Source organism: Halomonas binhaiensis (assembly GCF_008329985.2).
GTDB lineage: Bacteria > Pseudomonadota > Gammaproteobacteria > Pseudomonadales > Halomonadaceae > Halomonas > Halomonas binhaiensis.
The window spans coordinates 3,356,892-3,375,158 of the sequence record NZ_CP038437.2 but is presented as its reverse complement, the minus strand read 5'-3'; the positions used below and the strand labels follow the sequence as shown (position 1 = coordinate 3,375,158).

General features: G+C 51.4%; 16 protein-coding genes and 1 pseudogene. All 17 read right to left on the bottom strand.

What is annotated here, in order from left to right; translation table 11 throughout:
- Window positions 1-243: 243 nt before the first annotated feature.
- Window positions 244-828, bottom strand: coding sequence for a hypothetical protein (locus E4T21_RS14805; protein WP_149285793.1), 585 nt, complete (start codon window positions 826-828; stop codon window positions 244-246).
- Window positions 800-1,363 (bottom strand): RHS repeat-associated core domain-containing protein, encoded by a 564-nt coding sequence (locus tag E4T21_RS21555; RefSeq protein WP_275898202.1) that lies wholly within the window; start codon window positions 1,361-1,363, stop codon window positions 800-802. The genes E4T21_RS14805 and E4T21_RS21555 overlap by 29 nt, the downstream gene beginning before the upstream one ends.
- Window positions 1,364-1,509: 146 nt before the next feature.
- Window positions 1,510-1,941 (bottom strand): Imm50 family immunity protein, encoded by a 432-nt coding sequence (locus E4T21_RS14795; protein WP_149285791.1) that lies wholly within the window; start codon window positions 1,939-1,941, stop codon window positions 1,510-1,512.
- Window positions 1,942-2,402: 461 nt separating this feature from the next.
- On the bottom strand, window positions 2,403-2,870 hold the full coding sequence (locus E4T21_RS14790; protein WP_149285790.1) for a hypothetical protein: 468 nt from the start codon (window positions 2,868-2,870) through the stop codon (window positions 2,403-2,405).
- Window positions 2,867-4,063 (bottom strand): RHS repeat-associated core domain-containing protein, encoded by a 1,197-nt coding sequence (locus E4T21_RS14785; RefSeq protein WP_149285789.1) that lies wholly within the window; start codon window positions 4,061-4,063, stop codon window positions 2,867-2,869. The genes E4T21_RS14790 and E4T21_RS14785 overlap by 4 nt, the downstream gene beginning before the upstream one ends.
- 655 nt (window positions 4,064-4,718) lie before the next feature.
- Entirely contained in the window at window positions 4,719-5,105 is a 387-nt protein-coding gene (locus E4T21_RS14780) for a hypothetical protein (protein WP_149285788.1), read from the bottom strand.
- A 602-nt stretch (window positions 5,106-5,707) separates the two neighbouring features.
- The gene (locus E4T21_RS14775) at window positions 5,708-5,920 is read right to left on the bottom strand and encodes a hypothetical protein (protein WP_149285787.1); all 213 of its coding nucleotides are present in this window, start codon (window positions 5,918-5,920) and stop codon (window positions 5,708-5,710) included.
- Window positions 5,921-5,930: 10 nt separating this feature from the next.
- Window positions 5,931-6,917, bottom strand: a complete 987-nt coding sequence (locus E4T21_RS14770; RefSeq protein ID WP_240349163.1) for an RHS repeat domain-containing protein — start codon at window positions 6,915-6,917, stop codon at window positions 5,931-5,933.
- A 53-nt stretch (window positions 6,918-6,970) separates the two neighbouring features.
- The gene (locus E4T21_RS14765; protein WP_149285786.1) at window positions 6,971-7,918 is read right to left on the bottom strand and encodes an RHS repeat domain-containing protein; all 948 of its coding nucleotides are present in this window, start codon (window positions 7,916-7,918) and stop codon (window positions 6,971-6,973) included.
- A gap of 203 nt (window positions 7,919-8,121) precedes the next feature.
- Window positions 8,122-8,421 (bottom strand): hypothetical protein, encoded by a 300-nt coding sequence (locus tag E4T21_RS14755; RefSeq protein WP_149285785.1) that lies wholly within the window; start codon window positions 8,419-8,421, stop codon window positions 8,122-8,124.
- 232 nt (window positions 8,422-8,653) lie between these two features.
- The gene (locus tag E4T21_RS14750; RefSeq protein WP_149285784.1) at window positions 8,654-9,271 is read right to left on the bottom strand and encodes a hypothetical protein; all 618 of its coding nucleotides are present in this window, start codon (window positions 9,269-9,271) and stop codon (window positions 8,654-8,656) included.
- Window positions 9,272-9,274: 3 nt separating this feature from the next.
- On the bottom strand, window positions 9,275-11,380 hold the full coding sequence (locus E4T21_RS14745) for an RHS repeat-associated core domain-containing protein (protein WP_149285783.1): 2,106 nt from the start codon (window positions 11,378-11,380) through the stop codon (window positions 9,275-9,277).
- A 655-nt stretch (window positions 11,381-12,035) separates the two neighbouring features.
- A complete protein-coding gene (locus E4T21_RS14735; protein WP_149285782.1) occupies window positions 12,036-12,422 on the bottom strand; it encodes a hypothetical protein in 387 nt (128 codons plus the stop codon).
- Window positions 12,419-12,799 carry a hypothetical protein gene (locus E4T21_RS14730; RefSeq protein ID WP_187775007.1) on the bottom strand — a complete coding sequence of 127 codons (381 nt, stop codon included), beginning with the start codon at window positions 12,797-12,799 and terminating at the stop codon, window positions 12,419-12,421. The genes E4T21_RS14735 and E4T21_RS14730 overlap by 4 nt, the downstream gene beginning before the upstream one ends.
- A 9-nt stretch (window positions 12,800-12,808) precedes the next feature.
- Window positions 12,809-12,898, bottom strand: a pseudogene (locus E4T21_RS21700) (RHS repeat-associated core domain-containing protein); the annotation flags it as partial.
- A gap of 167 nt (window positions 12,899-13,065) precedes the next feature.
- Window positions 13,066-13,464, bottom strand: coding sequence for an Imm50 family immunity protein (locus E4T21_RS14725; RefSeq protein WP_149285781.1), 399 nt, complete (start codon window positions 13,462-13,464; stop codon window positions 13,066-13,068).
- A gap of 12 nt (window positions 13,465-13,476) precedes the next feature.
- A complete protein-coding gene (locus tag E4T21_RS14720) occupies window positions 13,477-18,240 on the bottom strand; it encodes an RHS repeat-associated core domain-containing protein (RefSeq protein ID WP_149285780.1) in 4,764 nt (1,587 codons plus the stop codon).
- Window positions 18,241-18,267 lie beyond the last annotated feature (27 nt).

The following is an 18,267-nucleotide window of genomic DNA, read 5'->3' as shown; positions in this document are numbered from 1 at the left end:
ACCATCAAACTGATGGGGGCTGGGAGGGAAACGGCCAACCTTAAGGTCATCGTCTCGGCGGCGAATGCAGTGCAGCTCCGCTCTGATCCTGGAAACGGAAGGGGGTACCGGAGGCAGCTGCACTGCTATTGTTAGCCTTTCTTTCTTGATCAGACATGACAATGGTCAGGCCTAGAGATAATGTCGTTCCTATCTTGGTTGGTTCATATTATGTATTCTCCATTTATATGCTATGACCGAATACTATCCAAAAGTAACTCTAAAGCTTGAGGAAGATTGACAGTGTTTCAAAAAATTAACAGCTGTGGACTTATCGCCATTCAGTGAGATACATCCGAACCCAATGTCCTCATGTGGATAGATGACAATATTGAGTTCTGGGTGGACTAGAAATAAGGACTGTCCCACAATTCCTGCATGACACATAATAAGCTTAGAAATTGGTTCGATAAGCTCATTTGAAAATTCGATGGTTAAGAAATTGGCGGGCATGTCTCTATCCCCCCATAAATATGACTCAAATTCAGGCGTCATTGGCTTTATCAGTTTTTTTTCTTTCACTATTTCATAATACTTTCCATATCTTGTAATAACCTCATTGTCATCTTCTTTATTGTCACAATAAGAAAGAGCACTTAAAATAAAAAAACCATTTAACGAACTATTGAAGAACTCATTAAATAACTCAAATGCGTGATCGACTTGTGAAAAGCTAAAATCATCAACAAGTTCGAAGTACCCCACCCATCCTGGTGATGAACTAAAGCCACTAAAATCAATCTCATCCAGTGAGAAAGAACTATTTATCAACTTTGATAATTTTTCCATCACTCATTCCAACTGTGATTTTCTGACGGGGCTTTGGCTCAGCTTTGCCAATGCCTACTTTCCATTCACCGGCTTTATCGCTGTGGGCAGTATTGCTTTTACTCCACAGCTCTCCAGTATGATCATTTTTATATCCACCACCTCTAACCCTAGAAAAATCTTCAGGGTGAGTTGTTGGAGTCCTAACAATATCGCCTTCACTTGCACTGTTTACTTTTTGCTTTTTATTTCCTAGCAAATATCTGCATAACCCCAGTGGATCCACCCACCCAGTCGGGTTAGGCGCGTACTGATACAGGTTCTCGCCCCCTATCAGGCCGATGGGGTCCTGGGTGGTGAAGCGGCCTACCTCTGGATCATAGTAGCGATGGCGGTTGTAGTGCAGCCCTGTTTCCGGGTCGTGGTACTGACCCTGGAAGCGGAAGGGGTTTTCCGTGGAGGCTTGGCGGTTGTTGCCGTCATTGGCTTTTTCCAGCTTGCCCCAGGCGCGGTAGTGGCCGACCCAGGCCAGCTGGCCGTCGCTATCGGTCAGCACTTGCTGGCGCTCGGAGAATGGTAAGGCACAACATCGCCCGGAGATTAGACTAGTAATGGGCTCCAGCAGTCGCCGAGTTACTAGAGCAGTAGAAATATGTTAAAGACCAAGGTCTATGTGAGATATTAACGAGATTACATAGAAAATTAATTCTTATGATCTTTTATTTCTTGATCATCGCTGAGCGAATTTTGATAAGCTGTAATATCTGACACATATAGAAATTTTGACTTAAGTTTTATTTTAAAATCATCGCTGGCTGCTGATAGTGAAACAAGGTCGCTTTCCATATTAATGTCTAGTTTCAATCTATAGCTGGTTTTTGTCCAGTTTTCCAAGGTGCACGACTGAATATCTAAAAATTCAAGATGAACTTGAACAGTGTTATAATTGTTTAATCGCCACTTTTTAGGAGGATTGGAAGGGTAATTTTTTAGATCCATCCTCAGTGTAACTTTAGGTCCATCCCGATGGAAATTGATCTCATGTAGTTCAACATCCTCAAGAAGAAGGGGATCGCTCCAAAAAATTGAGGATATTTTTTTACTTTCAGTTAATAATTCTACCCATGAACACATATGTTAATCTCCAAAAGTATAGTGATCTTGCGTTCCAGGGACGCTACCATTTCTAGTGTTGCTTATTTATCTGGTATTAATATATGCTTCTTGATTTTTTAGGACGTTCATTTTGGTGGTCATAAGAATGGTCTAGAATTCTACGCCTTCTCTGTATAGAGCTGATAGAGGCATGAAAGAAAAATCAGTGCCACAAAAACTATGTTTTCATTTAAAATGATAATTTTATTTTAACAAAGCCATATAAAATGAATGATTTTTATAATTAAAATCAAACCGCAAAGTATATTCTTAACTTGAGAATAAAAATCATCTGTAGGAAGTTGAACTTTGCAATCTTGGCATTTTTTGTGATGAAAACGCTATTTTCGATGGATTTCGCCCGCAGAAACTGCGTGAAATACTTTATCTTAGTAGATAGATCTCATACTCAGATCCTGTGGGCGAGAAAATATATTTAACTATCGATAAATTGACTCAATCATTATCCGAAGGTTTTTACTCCCCGGTTCTTCACCCCATGTTTCCATGAGGTCTGAAACCAGTGTGTCACAGTAAGATATAAGACCATCTTTAGTGACACTATTACCATTCAATGTGGCCACCCCATCAAACGTCTTAGTTAACAAAGAAGTCAGTCTGGCAAACTCATTAATATAAGATGAGTCTATAGTAGCAAGCGGGTACTCTAGCTCAATTCTATCAACTATACCTTGGGCGTCTACTTCTTTCTCTGAATGAAAAAGTCTAATCTGGACAATGGACTCTGATTGCCAGATAGGCCCTTCTTCCTGTCTATAAAAGCTATAAACATCATAATCAAGAGTTGCTCCATTGCTTTTTAGCAGCCTATTGATTTCGCCAGGAGAAAACTCCTTAGGCAAATCAATAAAAACAGAAACAGATTGGTGAAACTCATCACTATTCATAAAATTCCTCCGGTAGTTGGAACTGTGTGCCTGAAAGCATCCACTGCTCCATGTTGGTCTGGCGTCAGTTCCCGTAGGTTAAGTGGAGAGTTACTACCACCTGCTCTCTGTGGCATAACATGATGTAATTCTCGAGATTCAAAGTTTCCAGTTCTTGGGTTAAAGTCCAGAGGTGCTTTTCCTGATCTCATCCTGCGCATATTATCAACCGAAAACTCATCTGATGAGGTCGCGGCTCGATTTTTCCAATACCTAGATCGCACAGTATCCCACGAAGGGTCTGAGCCATCAGGCATGGGCTTATCGATAGCATCACCAGCCTTCCACCTTTTAAACTTAACATTACAAGGGCACTTCTTCAGCCCCAGCGGATCCACCCACCCAGTCGGGTTCGGTGCGTACTGATACAGGTTTTCGCCACCCAACAGGCCGATAGGGTCCTGGGTGGTGAAGCGGCCTATCTCTGGATCATAGTAGCGATGGCGGTTGTAGTGCAGTCCGGTTTCGGGGTCGTGGTATTGGCCCTGGAAGCGGAAGGGGTTTTCCGTAGAGGCTTGGCGGTTATTGCCGTCATTGGCTTTTTCCAGCTTGCCCCAGGCGCGGTAGTGTCCCACCCAGGCGAGTTGGCCGTCGCTGTCGGTGACTTCCAGCGGGGTGCCGAGGTGGTCGGTCTGGAAGTAATAGAGCGCGGGTTGCGCCAGTTGATACAGGGTGAAGCCATAGGCTTGTGTGCCGGTAGCCTGGGCGACGGCTTCGTAGCAGGCTTCCAGCTTGGCTGCGGGAATGAAGCTATCCGGTTCGAACAGGTAGACCACACGACGCTGCGGAATGATGCCGGGCATCTCGGTCAGCATCTGCTGGCGCTGTGCCCGCGGCAGCGAGAAGCGGCGCTCCGGATCTTCCGGTTCCAGTTCGGGCAGGGCGAAGGCGCGTGATGTCTGCATATTGCCCTGGAAGCGCTCTTCGCTTTGCAGCAGGTCGCCGTCCCAGGTGAACACGGTCAGTTCGCTGGGTTGGCCTTGTTGCTCGACGTGCTTGTAGGTCCGCCGTCCCAGGGCATCATAGGCAAAGCTGGTCTTCACCGGGGACATGCCAGGGCGTTCGGTGGTGCGCTTGAGCAATCGGCCGAAACTGTCCCTGCGGAAGCGTGTGACCTGATCGCCTTCGTGCATTTCCGCCAGGTGGCCGGCCATGTCGTATTGATAGGTCTTGGTGCGGCCATCGAAGCCGCGCTCATTCAGTACCCGGCCGCTGCCGTCGTAGCGGAAGCTCCAGGTATCACCGTTCTGGTTGGTCAGGTGCTGTAGCCGCCGCTACGGGGCATACAAGATAATGGTTGCCCGAAATGGAAGGATATTATGAGTAAATTGTAAAAGAGCTACCTTCGATAGTGCTGGCCTTTATCGACCTCTTTCTGGCAAAAATCTTCAATCAATCAGAGCAGCTTGTATGCTGTGTAAATGTATACCGTCTTAGTCAGTTTTTTTCGATGAAAAGTCAATATGCTTGGAGCGGTCTCTCATGATTGTAGGCTAAGTCCACAAGATTTCTTACATATCCTTTGCAGACTCAATCAAGAACTGCCCCAGAGTTTTGAGGTCATTAGGAGAAGCTAAGATTGAGACTTCGTCAAGCTCAATCTGCTCTTCAGATCCTACTTTAGTGCCAAATGCTTTTAGTCTCTCAATGTTCATATATTAAACCCTTTGTCTCGCAAGACTGAGGAATGGTGAATACTGATAAAGTCTCTCTCCTCCCATCAAGCCTGGTGGGTTGTTTATGTGGGTCATAAGTACAATGAAAACTGTAGTCTACATATTTCATTTTTTTGATATGAAGCATGTAGATTTAAATACTTGGGTTTAACCCTCTTAAGGATTTCGACTTACCTCGCTTAACGAATTGAAATCCTATCAAAATATCTCCAGTATAATATACTTCACCAGAGTATTTTTCTGTTTTTATAAAATAGTAAAATATTTCTTTATCTTCTTTGTATGATTGAAGTGATTTGACTAACTCCTTCATGCCAAAGGCTTGCAGATTATTTTTTTCTGCCAGTTTTTCTCTGTGCTCAGCTTGGCTTATTGCAAAAGAAACCAAGCATGTCCTTGAGTTTACTCCATATAAATCAATGGATTGAGATGCTAATATGCAATTAGCTTCTACAGATAGCCCCAAGGAGTCTCCTTGTCTAAGCAAAAATAGCGCATGTTTAAGATTATCCATCATCATAGACATCCTTCTCGTGAAACATGCACACCTGTTCGTGTTCCTTCTTGAAGCATTTCCACTTCTCCCCAGTCATTGATATGTGTCCATCCCCATGACCAAGGCTCGCCGGGTTTAGGAGCACCCTGTGGAACAGTGAGAAGCACGCCACCAGCACCGTCTTTATTGGCATGTTGTAATGCAAGGGACTTATCAGGAGTCCATGATACATACTGATTTTCTCCTGTTAACCCTCCTTCTGCATGTTGTTCTGGTGTCAAATTTGCACCAGATTTTGCTGGTCGAACAATGCCTTGTTTTGCCTCACCTAAAGCAGGGTGACCTGAACTGACGCCCCGATACAAGCACTTACAACATGAACTTCATTCGAGTATGACAAAATCCCGATTGGGTCCCATCGTTTATGAGTTGCTTTACGCACGATAGTGTAAAGCTTCGAATTTCTATCATTCATTATCAATTTCAGCAAGTATTTTCCGTTGTCATTGTGCTTGCATTTACTCAATCCCAATGGATCCACTCAACCGGTGGAATTCGTTTTTTGCCTTAACCACATCATCTTTGAGAGAGGCATAGCCTCTCTCAAAGAGATTTTGTATCAATATTTACTTGGCGATAATTATGTCAGGTCCGTCTTTCATACCAGAAAAATCCGAGAAGTGTTCATGGCCAAAACTATCTCCATTCTCTTCTATTAATTTAATTGTATTATCAATAAATTTTGAAAGTTTTTTAAGTTCATCTGCATCTGCTTGTAAAGTGATTTCTTGCATCTTAAGCAAATCACCATCTTCACTTTCATATCCGTAAATATTCATATTTCCTCAATCACTTTGGGGCTTCCCATCCATGGCCATTCAGCCATTTTTTGGTTTTCTTCGACGGACTGGGGATTCCACGATGAGCGTCGTGTACTCCACCACTCACTGTGGAAGATGTGCCATCAGTATAATGAACATGTGGCTCTTGCTCTGGGATGTGTCCTCGGTCAACTCGAGCCACTTCCCGAGGTGCTTGGCCGCGCTCAACTTCTTTCTGCATTGATCCTGGTGATGATGGGGTCTTACAACCTTTACACTTTTTCTTGCTCAACCCCAGCGGATCCACCCACCCGGTCGGGTTCGGTGCGTACTGATACAGGTTCTCGCCACCCAGCAGGCCGATGGGGTCCTGGGTGGTGAAGCGGCCTATCTCTGGATCATAGTAGCGGTGGCGGTTGTAGTGCAGTCCGGTTTCGGGGTCGTGGTACTGGCCCTGGAAGCGGAAGGGGTTTTCCGTAGAGGCTGGGCGGTTGTTGCCGTCATTGGCTTTTTCCAGCTTGCCCCAGGCGCGGTAGTGGCCGACCCAGGCCAGTTGGCCGTCGCTGTCGGTGACTTCCAGCGGGGTGCCGAGGTGGTCGGTCTGGAAGTAATAGAGCGCGGGTTGCGCCAGTTGATACAGGGTAAAACCGTAGGCTTGTGTACCAGTGGCCTGGGCGACGGCTTCGTATTGGGCTTCCAGCTTGGCGGCGGGAATGAAGCTGTCCGGTTCGAACAGGTACACCACACGACGCAGCGGAATGATGCCGGGCATCTCGGTCAGCATCTGCTGGCGTTGGGCCCGCGGTAGCGAGAAGCGGCGTGCCGGGTCTTCTGGTTCCAGTTCGGGCAGGGCGAAGGCGCGTGATGCTTGCATATTGCCTTGGAAGCGCTCTTCACTCTGCAGCAGGTCGCCGTCCCAGGTGAACACGGTCAGTTCGCTGGGCTGATGCTGTTGTTCGACGTGCTTGTAGGTCCGCCGTCCCAGGGCGTCATAGGCGTACTGGGCGCGGGTCAACGGCGTGCTGTCATCGCCGGCAGCCGGGGCCTGAGCGAAGCGGCTGGCTTCGATCAGGCGATGCTCGGCATTGTAGCGGTATTCCCAGGTTTCGCCGTTGGGGCGATACGGCGCTGCAGGTTGCCAAAGTCGTCGTAGTGATAATGGGTGCCCGCATAACGCTTGAGCAGGTTGCCCATGGCCGGTGACAGCTTGGGCGCATTGGGATAATCCACACGAATGCGCTCGTGCGGCTCATGGTCGAATGCGTCACGCGGACGTTCCTGCCGCCAGCGGGTGGCTGCGGTGGTCCCGTCATCGCCTGCGTCCTGGGGATCGACCAGGTTACCCGCCGGATCGAAGGCGAAGTGTTCTTCGCGAACAGGCGAAATGGCGCTTTTCAGTCGACCCAGCGGGTCGTAGCCATAGCGAGTGGTGCCGCGCAAGTTGTCATCGATGGCCGTGAGCAGGCCGTTCTCGGCATAGTGCCACTGACGCTGGATCTTGCGTCCGCCGGCCTGATGCACTTCCTGTCCAATCAGGCGGCCGACCGGGTCATAACGCAGTTGGGTCTCGCGCCCGCGATGATGACGGCGCACTTCGCGATGCAGGTCGTCACGCTCGAAGCCGATCAGCTCCTGTTGGTCCAGGGCCATGGCATGCACATGGCCAGAACCATAGCGCAGCCAGCTCAGTGTCTGGCCATCCGGCAGGGTAGTGGCCTCGCGGTTACCCAGGGCGTCGTAGGTGTGACGAGTGACAGCGCGATATTCGCTGCCATTGGGCAACTGGTGGTGCTGTATCTCGGCGACCAGGTTGTCGGCAGCGTCGAAATGGAAACGGGTCTCGCTGTCGAGATTGGCAGCACGTGCCAGGCGGCCCAGGGCATCGTAGGTAAAGTCTGTCTTCACCGAGGGCATGCCGGGGCGTTCGGTGGTGCGCTTGAGCAACCGGCCGAAGCTGTCCCGGCGGAAGCGTGTGACCTGCTCGCCTTCGTGCATTTCCGCCAGGTGGCCGGCCATGTCGTATTGATAGGTCTTGGTGCGGCCATCGAAGCCGCGCTCACTCAGTACCCGGCCGCTGCCGTCGTAGCGGAAGCTCCAGGTATCACCGTTCTGATTGGTCAGGTGCTGTAGTCGCCGCTATGGGGCATACAAGATAATGGTTGCCCGAAATGGAGGAGTATTATAAGTAAATTGTGAAAGAGCTAACGCCAATAAAAGCCCTAGTGGCATTCAAAAATCAGTTCAAGCTCGGTAACAGGTGTGGGGCCAACCATCGTAGGCGTATATCTCAAGTAGGCATCATCTTTACTGCCCTCCAAGGTGTAGTTGGAATCGCCACAAACTTCCTGAGCTTCGTCACGTATATTTTTAAGATGCTGTTCCTTTGAATTAGCTATGCTACCGCTACTCACTGCTTTGTATTTATGAGGGGCAATCATTTGGGAAGATGTGTAGGTGCATCCAGAGACAAGGGCGGTTACCACAGCAGCTGCTAAAGACACAGGAATTAATTTTCTCATGTTGGCTCTCCTTAGCCGAGAGTTATCATTCTATGAATATATCCGCGATTAAATAAGGAGAAATTCGTTTCTATAAAAAGCAATCTCTCCGACACCTATCTTTCTCTACATCTATAGTAGCGATGACGGCTGTAGTGCAGTCCGGTTTCGGGGTCGTAGTACTTGCCCTAGGAGCGGTTTTACGCACATGCACTGAGTAAAGTAGAGCATGTGCGTGATTAATGTATGAAACTTACCGAAAAGGAACTGGTAGACGTCTAGTTAAAGGCCGTAGTTGCTCCCTGTCTTCCCAAAGTCCCGGGAATACCTCAAATTTGAGATCGTCTCTGTCAATACCAGAATCAAAGTAGCGACGAAGTCGATCCCCGAGATCTTCACTACTCCACATATTAGTCAATTCAAGACTCTCTATTATTTCTCTATCATCAGGTAGAGTAAGGTCTTCTTTCACCACCGGAGCAGACGTTGTACTTATTCCTCCATCAGGACCAAGGTCGATGACTCTACCTCCCATGAATGGAAAATCGCCTTGCTGGCCAGGATAGTGGCTCTCATCCATAGCAAGAGTGTAAGGCTTGATCCAGTGGGGTTCGTACGGTTTACCACTAGATATTACTGACTTCACTTGAACCTTTTCCACAACTAGGTCTTTGTTTATGGCCTTCCCAACAAAGACCCTAAACAGGGGAGAGATAGTGTTCAGATCCACATTCTCCCAGACGCCATCGCTATTGCTGATATCATAGAACCGCATTGCTGGATTGGTCAGCATCTGTCCCAGCGTGTACAGATCCTCACGCAGCTTAATGCTGACAATATCTCCAACTTTCCAGACAACTCTTTTGGCCATAGGTCAACGTCTGCGACAGCAGCGCCCTCCATTTCTTCCACCATTCATGTGTTCATCTGCCGAAGCAAGGTAGTCATCTCTTCGTGGATTGTTCGGACCAACCGGGTTCTGTTTGTTGGCTGTACCTTCTAAGCCCCCAAGCTTTTCAAATGACCGTTGCTCCAATCCTCGAGCAGTGTTTTTTCCTGCCTGCCCATAGCCGTCATACAGTACATCAGGTGCTTGGCCACCGAAACGCTCGAAGTTTCCGCCGTACCGGTAATTCAGCACTTCTTCTGCCGTATGTTGTCCTTGCATGCTCGCGTAACCAATGTACGGTTTACCTGTTGTAGCATCGATTCCTTGATAAGTGATATGAGTTGCCGTTGCTGGGCTACCGGACAACCCCAGCGGATCCACCCATCCAGTCGGGTTAGGTGCGTACTGATACAGGTTCTCGCCACCCAGCAGGCCGATGGGGTCCTGGGTGGTGAAGCGGCCTATCTCTGGATCATAGTAGCGGTGGCGGTTGTAGTGCAGTCCGGTTTCGGGGTCGTGGTATTGGCCCTGGAAGCGGAAGGGGTTTTCCGTGGAGGCTTGGCGGTTGTTGCCGTCATTGGCTTTTTCCAGCTTGCCCCAGGCGCGGTAGTGGCCCACCCAGGCCAGTTGGCCGTCGCTATCGGTGACTTCCAGCGGGGTGCCGAGATGGTCGGTCTGGAAGTAATAGAGCGCAGGCTCCGCCAGTTGATACAGGGTGAAGCCGTAGGCCTGTGTGCCAGTGGCCTGGGCGACGGCTTCGTAGCGGGCTTCCAGCTTGGCGGCGGGAATGAAGCTGTCCGGTTCGAACAGGTAGACCACACGGCGCTGCGGAATGATGCCGGGAATCTCGGTCAACATCTGCTGGCGTTGGGCCCGAGGCAGCGAGAAGCGGCGCTCCGGATCTTCCGGTTCCAGTTCGGGCAGGGCGAAGGCGCGTGATACCTGCATATTGCCCTGGAAGCGCTCTTCACTTTGCAGCAGGTCGCCGTCCCAGGTGAACACGGTCAGTTCGCTGGCTTGGCCTTGTTGCTCGACGTGCTTGTAGGTCCGCCGTCCCAAGGCGTCATAGGCGTACCGGGCGCGGGTCAGTGGTGTGCTGTCATCACCGGCGGCCGGGGCCTGGGCGAAGCGGCTGGCCTCGATCAGGCGGTGCTCGGCATTGTAGCGGTATTCCCAGGTTTCGCCGTTGGGGGCGATACGGCGCTGCAGGTTGCCGAAGTCGTCGTAGTGATAATGGGTGCCCGCGTAGCGCTTGAGCAGATTGCCCATGGCCGGTGACAGCTTGGGCGCATTGGGGTAGTCCACACGAATGCGCTCGTGCGGCTCATGGTCGAATGCGTCACGCGGACGTTCCTGCCGCCAGCGGGTGGCTGCGGTGGTCCCGTCATCGCCTGCGTCCTGGGGATCGACCAGGTTACCGGCCGGATCGAAGGCGAAGTGTTCTTCACGAACAGGCGAAATGGCGCTTTTCAGTCGACCCAGCGGGTCGTAGCCATAGCGAGTGGTGCCGCGCAGGTTGTCATCGATGGCCGTAAGCAGGCCGTTCTCGGCATAGTGCCACTGACGCTGGATCTTGCGCCCGCCGGCCTGATGCACTTCCTGTCCAATCAGGCGGCCGACCGGGTCATAGCGCAGTTGGGTCTCGCGGCCGCGATGATGACGGCGCACTTCGCGATGCAGGTCGTCACGTTCGAAGCCGATCAGTTCCTGTTGATCCAGGGCCATGGCATGGACATGGCCAGAGCCATAGCGCAGCCAGCTCAGTGTCTGGCCATCCGGCAGGGTAGTGGTCTCGCGGTTACCCAGGGCGTCGTAGGTGTGACGAGTGACAGCGCGATATTCGCTGCCATTGGGTAACTGGTGGTGCTGTATCTCGGCGACCAGGTTGTCGGCGGCATTGAAGTGGAAACGGGTCTCGCTGTCGAGATTGGCAGCACGTGCCAGGCGGCCCAGGGCATCGTAGGTAAAGTCTGTCTTTACCGAGGGCATGCCGGGGCGTTCGGTGGTGCGCTTGAGCAACCGGCCGAAGCTGTCCCGGCGGAAGCGTGTGACCTGTTCGCCTTCGTGCATTTCCGCCAGGTGGCCGGCCATGTCGTATTGATAGGTCTTGGTGCGACCATCGAAGCCGCGCTCACTCAGTACCCGGCCGCTGCCGTCGTAGCGGAAGCTCCAGGTATCACCGTTCTGGTTGGTCAGGTGCTGTAGCCGCCGCTACGGGGCATACAAGATAATGGTTGCCCGAAATGGAAGGATATTATGAGTAAATTGTAAAAGAGCTACCTTCGATAGTGCTGGCCTTTATCGACCTCTTTCTGGCAAAAATCTTCAATCAATCAGAGCAGCTTGTATGCTGTGTAAATGTATACCGTCTTAGTCAGTTTTTTTCGATGAAAAGTCAATATGCTTGGAGCGGTCTCTCATGATTGTAGGCTAAGTCCACAAGATTTCTTACATATCCTCTGCAGACTCAATCAAGAATTTCCCCAGAGTTTTGAGGTCATTAGGAGAAGCTAAGATTGAGACTTCGTCAAGCTCAATCTGCTCTTCAGATCCTACTTTAGTGCCAAATGCTTTTAGTCTCTCAATGATCATATATTAAACCCTTTTTCTCGCAAGACTGAGGAATGGTGAATACTGATAAAGTCTCTCTCCTCCCATCAAGCCTGGTGGGTTGTTTCTGTGGGTCATAAGAACAATGGAAGCTGTAGTCTACATATTTCATTTTTTTGATATGAAGCATGTAGATTTAAATACTTGGATTTAACCCTCTTAAGGATTTCGACTTACCTCGTTTAACGAATTGAAATCCTATCAAAATATCTCCAGTATAATATACTTCACCAGAGTATTTTTCTGTTTTTATAAAATAGTAAAATATTTCTTTATCTTCTTTGTATGATTGAAGTGATTTGACTAACTCCTTCATGCCAAAGGCTTGCAGATTGTTTTTTTCTGTCAGTTTTTCTCTGTGCTCAGCTTGGCTTATTGCAAAAGAAACCAAGCATGTTCTTGGGTTTACTCCATATAAATCAATGGATTGAGATGCCAATATGCAATTAGCTTCTACAGATAGCCCCAAGGAGTCTCCTTGTCTAAGCAAAAATAGCGCATGTTTAAGATTATCCATCATCATAGACATCCTTCTCGTGAAACATGCACACCTGTTCGTGTTCCTTCTTGAAGCATTTCCACTTCTCCCCAGTCATTGATATGTGTCCATCCCCATGACCAAGGCTCGCCGGGTTTAGGAGCACCCTGTGGAACAGTGGGAAGCACGCCACCAGCACCGTCTTTATTGGCATGTTGTAATGCAAGGGACTTATCAGGAGTCCATGATACATACTGACTTGCTCCTGTTAACCCTCCTTCTGCATGTTGTTCTGGTGTCAAATTTGCACCAGATTTTGCTGGTCGAACAATGCCTTGTTTTGCCTCACCTAAAGCAGGGTGACCTGAACTGACGCCTCGATACAAGCATTTACAACATGAACTTCCTTGAGACTTACTCAACCCCAGCGGATCCACCCATCCAGTCGGGTTGGGTGCGTACTGATACAGGTTCTCTCCACCCAACAGACCGATGGGGTCCTGGGTAGTGAAACGGCCTATCTCTAGGGTCGTATTTCTAGAGTATTAAAATACCGGATTAGGCGATGTCCGCTACATATACTGTTGAAGTGGTACACCGCCAGCTTGATAAAAATGATGTTTTTTCAGCAATTAAATTATGTTATGGATTTGATGATCTTATGGGGAGAAAACCAAATATCCTGTGCCTAGCTCGATGTTGAGTCATCAAAATATACTCTACATTCTTGAAAAACAAACCCATCTGTAGAAAACTCAACTTCCCAATCTTGGCCTTTTTGTGATACCAAGTACTTTTTCTCGATAGATTTTATATGAATATCTTGGTAATCAGATTTTTCCCAATTAGTTGCCTTTATTTCATCAACTCTCCCGCCTGATAAAACCAATACAATTGTATTGTAGTCTTTTCCCCATTCTCCCCATTTCTTGACTTCAATATCAGGCTTTTTCTTGACATGAATATTGATAGAGGATCTCCCTCCAACCTCAAGACATAGCTTTCCTATTTTCACCGGCTCATTGAGCCCGTCAGGAAAAACTTTGGTGAGGAACACATTTCTATCTATTAGATCCAAGAAATCCATAAACTACAGCCTCTAGAAATTATAATGTCCATGAGTACCAGGGACGTGGCCTGTATTCGGGTTATCAATAGGCCTTACATTGAAGTGAGGTTCAGCTCCACGCAAGGGTTCTGCTTTTACATGACCCAAGCTATGTTCCTGTATCATTACAGGAGAACCATCTGTATTTGTGTAATGATACTCACGAGTCATAACTGGCGCCCCATCAGAGCCAATAATTTTTTGTCCATTTCCATCTCGCAGAGGAGTATGTCTAACCTCGGGCTGCTGAGCATTAGGAACCCCGGCGTCTCTTTTCGCCTGTCGGAGAGCATCTCTTCTACTGGCTGCCTCATACGAGGTTTTCTTATTGCAACACTGTTTACTCAACCCCAGCGGATCCACCCACCCAGTCGGGTTGGGTGCGTACTGATACAGGTTTTCGCCACCCAACAGACCGATAGGGTCTTGGGTGGTGAAGCGGCCTATCTCTGGATCATAGTAGCGGTGGCGGTTGTAGTGCAGTCCGGTTTCGGGGTCGTGGTACTGGCCCTGGAAGCGGAAGGGGTTTTCCGTGGCGGCTTGGCGGTTGTTGCCGTCATTGGCTTTTTCCAGCTTGCCCCAGGCGCGGTAGTGTCCGACCCAGGCGAGTTGGCCGTCGCTGTCGGTGACTTCCAGCGGGGTGCCGAGGTGGTCGGTCTGGAAGTAATAGAGCGCGGGTTGCGCCAGTTGATACAGGGTAAAACCGTAGGCTTGTGTACCAGTGGCCTGGGCGACGGCTTCGTATTGGGCTTCCAGCTTGGCGGCGGGAATGAAGCTGTCCGGTTCGAACAGGTACACCACACGACGCAGCGGAATGATGCCGGGCATCTCGGTCAGCATCTGCTGGCGTTGGGCCCGCGGTAGCGAGAAGCGGCGTGCCGGGTCTTCTGGTTCCAGTTCGGGCAGGGCGAAGGCGCGTGATGCTTGCATATTGCCTTGGAAGCGCTCTTCACTCTGCAGCAGGTCGCCGTCCCAGGTGAACACGGTCAGTTCGCTGGGCTGATGCTGTTGTTCGACGTGCTTGTAGGTCCGCCGTCCCAGGGCGTCATAGGCGTACTGGGCGCGGGTCAACGGCGTGCTGTCATCGCCGGCAGCCGGGGCCTGAGCGAAGCGGCTGGCTTCGATCAGGCGATGCTCGGCATTGTAGCGGTATTCCCAGGTTTCGCCGTTGGGGGCGATACGGCGCTGCAGGTTGCCAAAGTCGTCGTAGTGATAATGGGTGCCCGCATAACGCTTGAGCAGGTTGCCCATGGCCGGTGACAGCTTGGGCGCATTGGGATAATCCACACGAATGCGCTCGTGCGGCTCATGGTCGAATGCGTCACGCGGACGTTCCTGCCGCCAGCGGGTGGCTGCGGTGGTCCCGTCATCGCCTGCGTCCTGGGGATCGACCAGGTTACCCGCCGGATCGAAGGCGAAGTGTTCTTCGCGAACAGGCGAAATGGCGCTTTTCAGTCGACCCAGCGGGTCGTAGCCATAGCGAGTGGTGCCGCGCAAGTTGTCATCGATGGCCGTGAGCAGGCCGTTCTCGGCATAGTGCCACTGACGCTGGATCTTGCGTCCGCCGGCCTGATGCACTTCCTGTCCAATCAGGCGGCCGACCGGGTCATAACGCAGTTGGGTCTCGCGCCCGCGATGATGACGGCGCACTTCGCGATGCAGGTCGTCACGCTCGAAGCCGATCAGCTCCTGTTGGTCCAGGGCCATGGCATGCACATGGCCAGAACCATAGCGCAGCCAGCTCAGTGTCTGGCCATCCGGCAGGGTAGTGGCCTCGCGGTTACCCAGGGCGTCGTAGGTGTGACGAGTGACAGCGCGATATTCGCTGCCATTGGGCAACTGGTGGTGCTGTATCTCGGCGACCAGGTTGTCGGCAGCGTCGAAATGGAAACGGGTCTCGCTGTCGAGATTGGCGGCACGCACCAGGCGGCCCAGGGCATCGTAGGCAAAGTCTGTCTTCACCGGGGGCATGCCGGGGCGTTCGGTGGTGCGCTTGAGCAACCGGCCGAAGCTGTCCCGGCGGAAGCGTGTGACCTGTTCGCCTTCGTGCATTTCCGCCAGATGGCCGGCCATGTCGTACTGATAGGTCTTGGTGCGGCCATCGAAGCCGCGCTCACTCAGTACCCGGCCGCTGCCGTCGTAGCGGAAGCTCCAGGTATCACCGTTCTGGTTGGTCAGATGAGTCGGGCGATTCAGGTGATCATATTGATAGGAGAGAGACTGTCCCAACGGGTCGCGTCTCTCCAGCAACAGGTTTTCGGCGTTATAACGGTAGCGGGTCTTGTGGCCAGCAGGGTCCAGATATTCGATCAGGTTGCCTTCACCATCGTGGGCAAAGATCTCGGCACCGCCATCGGCATGCTGGATGCTCAGTAGTAAGCCGCCGGCATCCAGGGCGTAATGCGTGCGGTTGCCTGCCGCATCGACCACCTCGCAGAGATGACCGCGATGGTCGTAATGGTAGCGGGTAGTCTTCTGGGAACAGTCGCTGGCACTGACCAGCAGGCCCTGATCGCTCCACTCGTAGCGGTAGGTATTGCCGGCGGCATCGGTCAGCGCAGTGAGCAGGCCTCGCGCGTTGTGCTCGAAGGTGGTCTTGCGACCGCTGGGGTCGACCTCCTGCGTCGGCAAGCCATTGCGGTCAAAGCGCGTCTCGTGGATTCGTCCTTCCGGGTCAGTGACACGTACAGGAAGTCCCTGCTCGTTGTACTCGATACTGGTTGTGAGGCCAGCTGAATCCGTGAACGAGGTGACATGTCCCTGGTCGTCATAGCGGTAGTGGCTCGAGCGCCCCTCACCGTCGGTATGCGCGACCATGCGCCCCTGGCTATCCCATTGCCAATATTCACTACCCAGCTCTGGGTTGAAAGGATGTGAGATCGATTCGATCTCGTTGTGATAGTTGTAGCGATAGATAGTGACGACACCCTGGGCGTCGGTCACCCGCGTATACCAAAGCTCGCGATGGTACTCGAAGCGGGTATCTTCGCTGCCATCTTCCAGGCGAGTACGCACACAGCGTGCTTCACGCGCTTCCGGCAGTGCCCCTGCATCCTTGCCCGGCCACTCCCAGGTCAGCTCGACACCTTGGCCATTGAGGTTGGTGTAGTGCGTGAGCAGGTGATGGGTGTAGCAGTACTCGCGGCGATAGTCTCGCGCATCTTGATGAGTAATCAGGTTGCGCTCATCGTCGTAGGCATACAGCGCAAGGACTTCTGGCTCATGCAGCGTTTCCGAGCTGTCAGAGCCTTGTGGATAGCTGCGAACCACCCGCTCAAGCAGGCCGTTGTCGTAATAGTGGAAGCCAAGCTCCAGTGCTGCGCCATCGGTGATGCGATCCAGGCGGCCGTTACGGTAGCTCAGGGTCAGAGCGCGGCCATCACGCTCGCGCTGTTCCACCAGGCGGAAATGCATAGTGCTGTCATCGGCTGTCTGAAGTCGCTGATAGCGCTCAGTAGTGCCGTTCAGATAACTCAGAACGTAATGATCTGCATCGGGATGGCTGAGCGTGAAGCGTTCGCGGGGCTGGATGCGGCTCTCACCGATGGCGAGAGGCTCAATGTCGAGAGCACGGTTCAGGACATCGATGAAGACCAGTTGTTCTCCATGCCGCTCGAAACGCTGGTGGTAGGGCGTACTCCAGCGTGCACCGAGTTCGCTGTCATCAAGCTGGTCGATGCTGGAACGGTAGAAACGCACCCACTCGACATCCATCAAGCCTGCAACGTGGAAATCGGTATGCCACAGGTTTTCGTCCCCCATGGCATAGTCGATGGGGTGATTACTTGTCTGTAACGGGACTTTCGCTCCGGCAACACCACAGGCACAGTTCGCCGGGGTCTTGCTGGGCTTGCGTCCTTCATGTGTTGATTGCTGTCTTCTGGCGTTGAGCTGATGTCGATTGGGTTGCCCTGTGCTGGCCTGTGCCCGTTTGGTCACATTGGCCTTGCGGGTCTTGTAGGCAACCATGGCTACCGCCAAACCCACCACCACGGGAAGCAGGTTGTCGATGGCTTTGATGACCATGTCCTTGGCAGCTACACCCAGGTCACTCAAGGCCTGGAGCAGCGCTTGGCGGGCATCTTCACCAAAGGCTTCGATCAGTTTGTCGAAGAGCTCGAATCCATATGTCTTGCCGCGTTCGTAAAAATCCCAGAACCCGGGGTTGCTTTCAATAAGCCCCAACTGCTGCGCGCCATCTACGGGGTTGGCAACTAGCAACTGCAGTTTGGAAACGATATCTGAAATGAACTTCTTCAGTTCAGGTTTTTGCTGCTCCAGCCATTTATGCATTTTGGCGGCAAAGTCCAGCGCTGCGCCGCCAGCCTTGTCCCATAAAATTTCGGCGACGATGGCAATGCCCTCGCCACGAATGAAGGTCAGAATGGCTTCCCGGGCACCTGCTCGAATGGAGCGTGAGGCATTTCCCGCAGCAGGAATGACCCCGACAGCATCGATGACGAGAATGACCCATAGCCAGGTGTTCTGGGTATTCGGCAACCCTTTCTCATCGTCTTCGCACAGCACCATGACATCCTGGGCCACATCTGCCAGCGACATGACATTACCCACCACGGGTAGCATGTAAGCTGCCTCTCGCACGATGCGAAGTGCGGTACTGTTTTCAGGCTCCAGGTCAACATCCACATTGGGTGTCTGCGGAGGCGCATCAATCGCCTCCGTGACCACGCGCATGTTGATGCCCAGTTCGCGGAGTTCATCCGGTATGTTGTTATCCGATGTCTGGTCGGTCATGGTGAATTCCCTGTCGTTCTATACCGG